At 63.6% G+C, this 7,284-nt stretch carries 6 protein-coding genes and 1 pseudogene; 1 reads left to right on the plus strand and 6 read right to left on the minus strand.

All coding sequences use genetic code 11. The features are described 5' to 3' along the window. Positions 1-208: 208 nt before the first annotated feature. Both FS320_RS34610 and FS320_RS34615 read right to left on the minus strand, forming a co-directional pair. On the minus strand, positions 209-952 hold the full coding sequence (locus FS320_RS34610; RefSeq protein ID WP_152716917.1) for an SDR family oxidoreductase: 744 nt from the start codon (positions 950-952) through the stop codon (positions 209-211). A gap of 26 nt (positions 953-978) precedes the next feature. Further along, positions 979-2,787 (minus strand): IlvD/Edd family dehydratase, encoded by a 1,809-nt coding sequence (locus FS320_RS34615; RefSeq protein WP_152716918.1) that lies wholly within the window; start codon positions 2,785-2,787, stop codon positions 979-981. Between the two features lie 238 nt (positions 2,788-3,025). Here FS320_RS34615 and FS320_RS34620 point away from each other — a divergent pair, with 238 nt between their 5' ends. Further along, complete coding sequence (locus FS320_RS34620) at positions 3,026-3,625, plus strand: hypothetical protein (protein WP_152716919.1); 600 nt, start codon at positions 3,026-3,028, stop codon at positions 3,623-3,625. 124 nt (positions 3,626-3,749) lie between these two features. Here FS320_RS34620 and FS320_RS34625 read toward each other — a convergent pair whose 3' ends face one another. The 4 genes and pseudogenes from FS320_RS34625 to FS320_RS34640 form a co-directional block, all read right to left on the minus strand. Next, positions 3,750-4,445 (minus strand): tellurite resistance TerB family protein, encoded by a 696-nt coding sequence (locus FS320_RS34625; RefSeq protein WP_338105605.1) that lies wholly within the window; start codon positions 4,443-4,445, stop codon positions 3,750-3,752. Positions 4,446-4,728: 283 nt separating this feature from the next. Beyond that, positions 4,729-6,900, minus strand: coding sequence for a TRAP transporter permease (locus FS320_RS34630; protein WP_152716921.1), 2,172 nt, complete (start codon positions 6,898-6,900; stop codon positions 4,729-4,731). Between the two features lie 75 nt (positions 6,901-6,975). Then, positions 6,976-7,080 carry a TAXI family TRAP transporter solute-binding subunit gene (locus FS320_RS34635; RefSeq protein ID WP_244627573.1) on the minus strand — a complete coding sequence of 35 codons (105 nt, stop codon included), beginning with the start codon at positions 7,078-7,080 and terminating at the stop codon, positions 6,976-6,978. Positions 7,081-7,142: 62 nt separating this feature from the next. Further along, positions 7,143-7,284 (minus strand): annotated as a pseudogene (locus FS320_RS34640) (ATP-binding protein); the annotation flags it as partial.

Genomic DNA, 7,284 nt, shown 5'->3' on the forward strand with positions numbered 1-7,284 from the left:
TCAGAGGCCTCGGCCTCGCCTCTGTCCACGTCCAGCCAGTCGAGTAATCCGACGAACCGCCGTATACGGACCCGTATGTACGGTGGTGTGGGAGGGGTGGAACCGCGAGGCTCCCCCCTATCCCGATTTTGGTCGATGAGCCTCAAGCACCAGGTCGGCGCCCATCGGACGGGCTTATCTTTCCGACCTCAGGCACCAGGGCAATCGTTCAAAGGGCAAATCCGCCATCGACGAGGTGGATATGGCCCGTCGTGTAGCTGGCCTCGTCGGAGGCGAGATAGACGGCGAGCGCCGCCACCTCCTCGGCCGTGCCGAGCCGGCCCATCGGCTGGCGATCGACGAAGGCTTGGCGCACGGTCTCCAGGCTCTGACCGGAACTCGCAGCAAGCGCCGCGATCCGCTCGTCGAGCGAGGGCGACTGGATCGTGCCGGGGCAGATGGCGTTGGCACGGACACCACGCTTGATGAAATCGGCCGCGACCGCCTTGGTCAGGCCGATCACCGCCGCCTTGGACGTCCCATAGACATAGCGGTTCGGGATGCCGCGCACGGAGGAGGCGCCGGACGCGATGTTGACGATCGAGCCCCGGCCCTTCTCCAGCATGCCCGGCAGCGCGGCCTTGATGGTTCGGTGCATGGATCTCACGTTCAGGTCGAACGAGAAATCCCAGTCCTTGTCGGAGCATTCGAGAATCGTGCCGTGATGCACGAAGCCAGCGGCATTGACGAGAACGTCGAAGCATCCGGCCTCGGCGACGAGTTTCTCGACATCTGCGCTCGAGAGCACATCGAGCCTGCGCTTCTCGGCGCCCTCGAGACCCTCCAGCTTCGCAACATCGAGATCCGTCGCCCAGACCTTCGCGCCCTCGCGAAGGAAAGCCTCCGCGATGGCGCGTCCGATCCCCTGCCCTGCCGCCGTGACGAGGGCTGTCTTTCCTTGAAGTCTGTTCATGCCAGCCCCCGTTCCGATTTTGCAGATCAGTGATTGTCGCGCGGCACGCCGAAAGTCTGGGCGACCTTCTGGTACTTCACCGCCGGCTTCAGGGTCATGCCCTCGGAGAGCTGATCCACCATGGAGCGCTGGATCTCCTGCCAGGGCGTCTGGCTCGCCGGATAGGCATAGCCGCCCTTGGCTTCGAGATCGGCGCGCCGCCTCTCCAGCTCTTCCGGCGACAGAAGGATGTCGGCGCTGCGCTTGTTGAGATCGACGCGGACGCGGTCGCCCGTCTGCAGCAGCGCCAGCCCGCCGCCCACGGCTGCCTCCGGCGAAGCGTTGAGAATCGACGGCGTGCCCGACGTGCCGGACTGGCGTCCGTCACCGATGCACGGCAGCGAGAGAACGCCGCGCTTGATGAGCGCGCCCGGCGGCTGCATGTTCACCACCTCGGCGGCACCGGGATAACCGATCGGGCCCGCGCCGCGCATGATGAGGATCGTGTGCTCGTCAATGTCGAGCGACGGATCGTCGATGCGGTGGTGATAATCCTCCGGTCCATCGAACACCACGACAGGTCCCTCGAACGCATTCGGGTCTTCCGGATTGTTGAGATAGCGCTCCTGGAATTCCGGGCTGATGACGCTGGTCTTCATGATCGCGGAATCGAACAGCGTTCCTTTCAGGTTGAGGAAGCCGGCCTTCTCCTTGAGCGGATTGTCGTAGGAGCGGATCACGTCGCGATCCCAGGTGAACTTGCCCTTGCAGTTCTCACCGATGGTGGTGCCGGTGCAGGTCAGCGCATTCTCATGGATCTTTCCCGCGCCGATCAACTCGGCGAGCACGGCCGGCAGACCGCCGGCACGGAAATACTCCTCGCCGAGATATTCGCCCGCCGGCTGCACATTCACCAGAAGCGGGATCTCGAAGCCGATGCGCTCCCAATCGTCGCAATCGAGCGGCACGCCGATATGCTTGGCGATCGCATTGATGTGGATCGGCGCGTTGGTGGAACCTCCGATCGCCGCATTGGCCACGATAGCGTTCTCGAACGCCTCGCGGGTCATGATGTCGGAAGGCTTCAGATCCTCCCACACCATGTCGACGATGCGCAGGCCCGTCTCATAGGCCATCTGTCCGCGCTCGCGATAAGGCGCAGGCACCGCGGCCGAACCCGGCAGGGACATGCCGAGCGCTTCCGCCAGCGCATTCATCGTGGAGGCCGTGCCCATGGTGTTGCAATGGCCGACGGACGGTGCGGACGAGCCGACGATGTCGATGAATTGCTGGTAGTCGATGTCACCCGCCGCATGACGCTCGCGCGCCTTCCACACGATGGTGCCCGACCCGGTGCGCTCGCCATGGTGCCAGCCGTTGAGCATGGGACCGACATTGAGCGAGATCGCCGGAATGTTCACGGTCGCAGCCGCCATGATGCAGGCCGGCATGGTCTTGTCACAGCCGGTCAGCAGCACGACGCCGTCGAGCGGATAGCCATAGAGAACCTCGACGAGGGAGAGATAAGCGAGATTGCGGTCGAGGCAGGCGGTGGGGCGCTTTCCCGTCTCCTGGATCGGATGGCACGGGAACTCGAACGGTATGCCTCCCGCGGCCGTGATGCCGTCACGCACGCGCTTGGCGAGCTCGAGGTGATGCCGGTTGCAGGGAGACAGATCGGATCCCGTCTGCGCAATGCCGATGATCGGCTTCTTGCCCTGCAGCTCCTTGCTCGTCAGGCCGAAATTCAGGTAGCGCTCCAGGTAGAGCGCTGTCATGCCGGGATTGTCGGGGTTGTCGAACCAGAGCCGTGAGCGAAGCTGATCGGGAGTGCGACGGTGAGGCCTCTCAGCCATTCTTCATATCCTTTCGGGCATCCGTAAACGCAGTGGCGGTATTTGATCCAGGACAGGGGATAAGATCAACCGTCCCCTGACTAAAGTAGCTGCTTTCGAAGGGGCGAAACGGTGTCTGGACCCCGGCAGCGATCCAAGATCCGCTTTCCACTGCAGCAGATTAACTGTTATAAACTTTCATGGTCGGGATTTGTCCCGACCATCTCTTCTTCATCTGATAACGCCGGGCGGCCCCGCCATGTTTCGACATGCTCTTCCTTTCGCCGTGACGGCTCTTCTCGCATTTCCGGCCCTCGGCGGCGATTGCCCGACGGCACAGACCGCGAAGCTGGGCTTCGTTCTGGAGCGGCAAGGAACGATCGCGGAGGTCCGCCCTGCTTCGGATCACTTCGTCCATGTGGTGAACGCGTATCCCGGCGGGAAAAAACAGGACGTGATCTATTATCGAGGGTTCTTTCCGATCAGCCGTTTCGACGACACGGCCCGAAGCATCAACATTCCCGTGTCCGATCTGCGAACCGTCTTTCCGCTCGAACCGAAGGCCCGCCGGGCCCTGACCTATGCCCCGGCCCAGCCGGGCAAGGTGGGAGCCTTGATCTCGTTGGAATTGACAGTGACGGGTCAGGAGCAGCTCCAGCTCGGCTCCTGCTCCTACAACGTCACGGTGGTGCGCAACCGCTTCCTCAATGCGGACGGCAAGGTCACCTCCGAACACACGGACCTCTACTCGCCCGAGCTCGGCTTCGTCCTGGCGAAGCGCTACGATGAGAAGGGCGGCACGCAGACCACCATCAAGTACCAAAGCATCAAGCCGCTGGGGCGGGTCTCTCCGCTCTAGCGCATCGGACCCAGAAGTGGACCTACTTTCGGGATCCGATCCTCCACTTTTCGAACAGCGCGTCGCTCGGCGCGGAAAACCGGATCCACTTTTCAGCACGATTCGTCAGAACGAAGAGTGCGTTTCAGCTCAAGCCACCGACCGTATCGTCGATCTGCGTGCGCAGCGCCGGATCGAGGTCGAGCGCCTCGGCCAGCTGATGCAGGAATTCGCGTTCCTGGATCGTGTCGGGATCGATGGCGATACGGGCGGCTGCGTAGACCTGCGCCGCCTTGTCCGGATCGTTGACGTTGGCGGCAAGCTCCTCGACATCGGCGGGCGAGGCCATTTCGGTTTCCAGCCACCGACTCGCGTCAGGATCGATGCCGGCCTCGGTCAGGCCCTGGACGATGCGCGCCCGCTCGGCTTGATCGATACGCCCGTCGGCAGCGGCGGCCGCCACCATGGTGCGGAGAAAGAGGAGCGCATCGTCCTCGGTCTGTGAAACCGGGTGGAAGCGCGACGTTTCCGGCAGGCTCAGAGCCGATTGGGCGACGGCCTCCTCGGAACCGGATGTCGGAGCGGCGGACGCATTGATCCCGCCTCCGGCCGGCGCCTTGGCCGTTTGCTGATTCTGATATGCCTTGTAGGCCAACCCACCGATCACGGCGAGGCCGCCGAGCTTGACCAGATTGCCGGTCAGCTTGCCCTTCTTGCGCCCTTTGAACAGAAGGCCTGCCAGGCCAACCAGGGCCGTTTGGGTCAGCCCCGGATGCTGGGCGGCGAAATCCTTGGCTTTCTGCAGGAGCTGATCGGGCGACTGGCCCGTGATCTGTGTCACGCTCTTCTCGGCCTGCTGCCTCACGCCTCCATGGCTGGATTGGCCGGAGCTCCGATGATCAGGACGGCCGATGGCTCCAACGAATGCGTCCAAAAGCTTCCTGTAATCGACCATAAGGCTCTCCCGTTGTCTTCAATCCAGCAAAGAACAACGGGAGGGCCGCAGAATGGTTCAGGTTGTCCTGCCGCGCATCGTTCGGTTCCGCACGATGCGCTGTTCAGGAAAGTGAGCATCGGATCCGACTCCGAAACCGGCCCCCACAACTGGGGCCGATACTCTGGCATCAGGCAGGCTTCGGCACCATGGCGGAGCGTGCCCTGAATAGCTGCGACACGACCACGGGGCTTGCCATCCCCAATCCGATCAGAGTGGTCTCCAGATCGGGCGCGATGATCGGCAGGGAGGCGAGCCCGATGAGCCAGCGCTCCCAGGCTCGCATCGGCGTCAGCCCGTACCCGGCGAAGGCCGCCGACAGGAACATGATCCCGACGATGGCTCCCGCCGTGACGAAAAGGAAGCTCGGCCAGGTGAATTCCGGCGTGACGATGAGCATGGCCGGGCCGTACACGAAGACGAACGGCACGAGCGCCTTGCCCAAGCCCAGCCGAAACGCCGTGTTTCCGGTCCTGAATGGATCGGCCCCCGCCATGCTGGCGCCTGCGTACGCGGCCAGGGCCACGGGTGGCGTGATGTCGGCGAGCACCCCGTAATAGAACACGAAGAAATGCGCGACGAGGGGCTGGACGCCGAGAAGTCCCAGCGCCGGCGCGGCGACGGTGACCATGATGATGTAGTTCGCCGTCGTCGGAACGCCGCATCCCAGCAGGATGCAGACGATGGCCGTCATCAGCAGGGTGAAGAACAGCGTCATGGACTTCATGTCGGAGAGGCCGGCCGGCACGAAATCCATGAACCCTTGCGCCAGTTGAGCGGCAAACGACGTGACGATGAAGGAGATCTTGAAACCGACGCCGGTGAGCGTGACGATGCCGACGATGATGCCGACCGTTGCAGCGGCGGCCCCCACGCCGATGGCGTATTTGGCACCGACGACGAAGGCATCGACGAGGTCGAGCACGAGCGCCTTGCCCGCGTCGCTCTTGAAGAACGTGGTGATCAGAAGCGCCAGCACCAGCCCGAGGAGCGGCGCGACGAAGACCAACTGCGTGAGCATGCCCGTGGCGACCGCCGCCACGACGGCGGCCAGGAACCCGAGCGTGATCGCCGGCACGCGCGAGGCCCCCACCACAAGGCAGGCCGTGATGCCCCAGAAGGCGGCGAGATAGGGCGTGAAGCCGGAGAACAGCACGATCAGCAACACGGCGAGCGGCATGATCGTCTGCCATCCCTCGCGGATGACCTTGGCGGCTTTGGGCAGCTCCTCGGCAGGCAGCCCCTTCAGCCCGGCGCGCTTGGCCTCAAGATGGACCTGCATGAACACCCCGAAGAAATGCATGCATGCGGGAACGATCGCCGCCAGGATCACCGTCTGATAGGGCACGTTCAGGAATTCGACCATCAGGAAGGCGGCGGCGCCCATGATCGGCGGAGTGATCTGCCCGCCGGTCGACGCCGCCGATTCCACCGCCGCCGCGAAATGGCGCTGATACCCGACGCGGATCATTGCCGGAATCGTGAGGGACCCGACCGTGACCGTATTGGCGATGGAGGAGCCCGAGATCATGCCGAACAGGGCCGAGCCGAAGATCGAGACCTTGGCCGGCCCGCCCGCATAGCGGCCCGCCACGCAGGTGGCGAGATCGATGAAGAGTTTGCCGAGACCGACCCGGGTCGCAAGCACGCCGAAGAGCACATAGTGGAAGACGTACGTGGCGACGACTCCCAGAGCGATACCATAGATGCCCTGGCTCGTGAGGTAGAGATGGTTGACGATGTTCGACCAGGAAGCGCCGGGATGCTGGAGAATGCCCGGCATGGAGGGCCCGAAATGGGCATAGAGGATCACACCGATGGCGATGACCGGAAGCGGCCAGCCCACGGAGCGGCGCGTCGCCTCGAGCAGCACCACGATCAGGATCGTCCCCATGAGCACATCCGTCGGCGACGGATTGCCGACCCGGAAGGCGAGCTCGCTGAAGATCCATGGCACATAGAGGCTTGAGACGGCGGCCGCGATGGCCAGAGCCCAGTCGATCACGGAAATGCTGCCCGGACGCCACCAGGTCGATGGGGCGATCCGCTCCTGATCACTCTTGAAGGCCGAGAAGACGAGAAAGATCAGGCCCAGCACGAAGGCCATGTGGATGCCACGATGGGTAGCCTCCCGCAGCAGTCCGAATCCTGCCGTGTAGTAGTGGAAGAACGAGAGCGCCAGCAGCAGGCCCGCAACGAGCCAGGCGGTCGTCGGAGGCAGGGGGCGGAAGCGCATCTCGGGATCGAATTTTTCCTCGAGACTGCGGTTCTCGATGATTACATTGGCATCGGGTGAGGACATGGCGGGCTCTCGCTACAAGCAAAACACCTCCCGCAGCACCTGCCGCGAGAGGTCGAACCGGATGGTCGGATTGGATCAGCTCTTGGACAGACCGGCTTCCTTGTAGAAGCGCTCGGCGCCCGGATGCACGGGAATGCCCGCTCCCGCCAATGCGCTTTCCTTGCGGATGTCAAGCGACACCGAGATTTACGAGATAAGGCGACATCCAGTTTTACGACGGCTCAAGCGTGAGCCCGCTGGAGAGCCTCCTCCAGATCCCGCAGGCGATAGCTGCGCCCCTTGATGTTGAGAACATGCGCTCGGTGCAGCAGGCGGTCGAGGATGGCCGTGGCCAGCACCTCGTCGCCGGCCAGCAGCTCGGTCCACTCCCGGATGCTCTTGTTC

The sequence above is a fragment of the Microvirga tunisiensis genome, from assembly GCF_009296175.1.
Taxonomy (GTDB): Bacteria; Pseudomonadota; Alphaproteobacteria; order Rhizobiales; family Beijerinckiaceae; genus Microvirga; species Microvirga tunisiensis.

Excerpts from the sequence above, each read along its gene's own strand:
- FS320_RS34610 (WP_152716917.1), bottom strand. The coding sequence starts at position 952 with ATGAACAGACTTCAAGGAAAGACAGCCCTCGTCACGGCGGCAGGGCAG.
- FS320_RS34615 (WP_152716918.1), bottom strand. The coding sequence starts at position 2,787 with ATGGCTGAGAGGCCTCACCGTCGCACTCCCGATCAGCTTCGCTCACGG.
- FS320_RS34620 (WP_152716919.1), top strand. The coding sequence starts at position 3,026 with ATGTTTCGACATGCTCTTCCTTTCGCCGTGACGGCTCTTCTCGCATTT.
- FS320_RS34630 (WP_152716921.1), bottom strand. The coding sequence starts at position 6,900 with ATGTCCTCACCCGATGCCAATGTAATCATCGAGAACCGCAGTCTCGAG.